General features: G+C 61.2%; 2 protein-coding genes and 2 pseudogenes. All 4 read left to right on the top strand.

From position 1 onward, the window contains the following. Positions 1-256: metalloregulator ArsR/SmtB family transcription factor (locus tag ESZ60_RS20485; protein WP_134682487.1), on the top strand; the 256-nt coding region annotated here is incomplete at its 5' end. Positions 257-560: 304 nt separating this feature from the next. Further along, a pseudogene (locus tag ESZ60_RS21630) lies at positions 561-716 on the top strand (IS256 family transposase); the annotation flags it as partial. Next, positions 706-825 (top strand): annotated as a pseudogene (locus ESZ60_RS20475) (IS5/IS1182 family transposase); the annotation flags it as partial. The pseudogenes ESZ60_RS21630 and ESZ60_RS20475, both read left to right, overlap by 11 nt. Positions 826-1,220: 395 nt before the next feature. Next, on the top strand, positions 1,221-1,397 hold the full coding sequence (locus ESZ60_RS21015) for a hypothetical protein (protein WP_167620257.1): 177 nt from the start codon (positions 1,221-1,223) through the stop codon (positions 1,395-1,397). Positions 1,398-2,429 lie beyond the last annotated feature (1,032 nt).

Genomic DNA, 2,429 nt, shown 5'->3' with positions numbered 1-2,429 from the left:
GCGCCTGTCTCTGGTGGCAAACCCCAAGCGGCTTCTGATCCTGTGCGAGTTGGTCAAGGGCGAGATGTCGGTCGGTGCATTGCAGGCCCGGATCGGTCTGAGCCAGTCGGCGCTGAGCCAGCATCTCGCGCGGCTGCGCGACGCCGGCATGGTCGCCACCCGGCGCGAGGCGCAGACGGTCCACTACCGCATCGCGGACCCAGATCTCGAAGTGCTGATGGCCGCGCTTTACGCCGCCTTTTGTCAAGGCAGGTGATCGCCATTCGCGGACTTATGAGCCCTGCTGCCGCATCCGGCGTGGCCCGCAGATTTGTCTGACCATAGCGCGCATTTTGCCGTCGACTTCCATGTACATTGCGCGGGTAAGGACCAAGATGGAAAAGCCTACCTCACGCATCCTGCGCCGGCGGGGTCCGTGGTTTGCGTCCGAGGAGGTGGTGTAATTTCTAAGCCGTCGCCGGTGTAATTCCGGGTGGCCATCGAGGTGTATGGTCGAGGGGGAGTTTCGACGCTTCCACCACGAACTTTCCGAAGACCCCGATGACCAAGACCAACATAGTCTGTCCGAGGTTCTGGCCAAGCATGATCAGGGTAACTTTCTGCGCGGCATTGCGGAGGCGATCCTTCAGCTGATCATGGAGAGTGATGTCGAGGGCTCGATTGGCGCTGGTCGGGATGCACGCAGCGCTGAACGCACGACCTGGCGCAACGGATACAGCCACCAGTGGCATTCATGCGGTAGAGTTCGCCTCGAGCCGCGAGGGTGACAGCGCGGTTCTGCCGAAGCTTCTGGCTCAGATCCCGGCGGATGAGAGGATCGGCACCGCGTTCGGGTGAGTTGCCAGCGGATGCGGCATCGGTCCGAGCAGCGCTGCTCCATCGAAATCTTGGATCGCGGCGGCACCGCGTTCGGGCGCTGCAATATCGTGATCTTGGACTGCTGATTACGACGTTAGGGTGGCTGAGGACCCTCGTGATGCTGTGAAGGCAGGCATGAATGCCGCGCTGGATCCGGCGCTTGCGGGCAGCTTCGCGCTTCGCCGCCTTGCGCTGCGGCCTTCCCGCTGGACGAATCCAGACCGCGCGGCGAGGTGCCATACCGGATGGAAAGTCATGCCAAAGTCTAGGCCGCCTTTGCCAAGGCCGATCAGAGACTCTCAACCGCGCGTCTCGCTGGTGGCGGCGGGGATTGCGCGCTGTCCCTTGCCTATTGCGACGCGATGCTTCTTGCCAGTCCGGCAGATGAGCAAGCACGGCGCAATGGGAAACTGATCGCGTCGAAACTCGCGACCATGTCGTATGATCCGCGCAAATATCTCAAACTGCGGATCCGCGCCGAGGTCGAGCGCCGCACCAATTCCGGCCAGATCTGCCAGGACGAGGGTGGCCCATCGTGATTGCGCTTCGTGCGGCCCTGACTTGACCTTGGCGGGCTTATGAGGGCAGGGAAGACCCCGGCTGTTGCTTTCGCACGATCGAGGCAAGCCCGGCGTCTTGGAAATCGACAAGCTCACGGTCCGGGGCGATGCTGGCCTCTGCGCTCGAGCAAATGGCAGTCCCGAATTTTCCCGGTTGGATGCAGATCGCGCGGGATGATTGGCACAAGGATACGCGAACGGCCGAATTCTGCGGATCTTCGAGCGCAAAATCGCGCGGTTTCCGCGCCACGACGCCATCGAGCGCGCACCGGCCAGACACAGGCTTAACCATATTCTTGGCGGCGGGTCGCGGGGCGAAACCGTACTGATCGCGCCGCCGACATGTCTGGAAGTGAAGCCATGTGCCGCCGGCATACCGCCCCAATCCGAGAGATGAGCTGTCTAAACCTTGGCTGATCAGTTTCCGCCAGTCCAAACAGTGCGAGAGAGAACTGACCGATGCCGGATCGGTGTCGCGTATACCCAAGGAATGGTTGCTGCGCCCGAGCCCTGCGAACCCGCGATCCTGAACGCGGTGATCTTTCCCTTGGCTCAACCGCCTCAGTCGGCAGATCGAGATCGCTGCCACGAAGTCCATCCCCTTTGGCTTTCAGCGATTTGGCATAAATTTTTTGATCGGCCGAGTCCTTCAATTGGCCAGACCGCACCCTGTTTGCGGTGATCTTTGCCTCGGATACTCTGGCTGGGCAGCTGGCGACACTCCTGGTCGGGGACTGGTTCTCGATCATAGACAGAAGTTAACCGCCGCAGCGAGAAGGATCGCGGAGACGAAAGTTGCCGGACATCGGTCGTATCGGGTGGCAACGTAGGAGGAGGATCAGGAAACAGTCCGGGGGACTGTTTTCCCGACGATTGACCAGTCTTTGACTGTCCACTTAACCTTCTTTCCGTGCTATTTTCGGGAAGGAGGAACAGCCGATGGGACAGTCATCGACAGTGAAGAGGGGACCGCCGCGTGATGCCGCGAGCAAGGTCGCGCAGCAGCGGATG

Origin of the sequence: Paracoccus ravus (assembly GCF_004522175.1) — a bacterium.
GTDB lineage: Bacteria > Pseudomonadota > Alphaproteobacteria > Rhodobacterales > Rhodobacteraceae > Paracoccus > Paracoccus ravus.
This window is presented reverse-complemented; position numbering and strand designations above follow the sequence as displayed.

Bases quoted from the DNA above. Each gene is read 5' to 3' on its own strand.
- ESZ60_RS21015 (WP_167620257.1), top strand. From the start codon at position 1,221: ATGCTTCTTGCCAGTCCGGCAGATGAGCAAGCACGGCGCAATGGGAAA.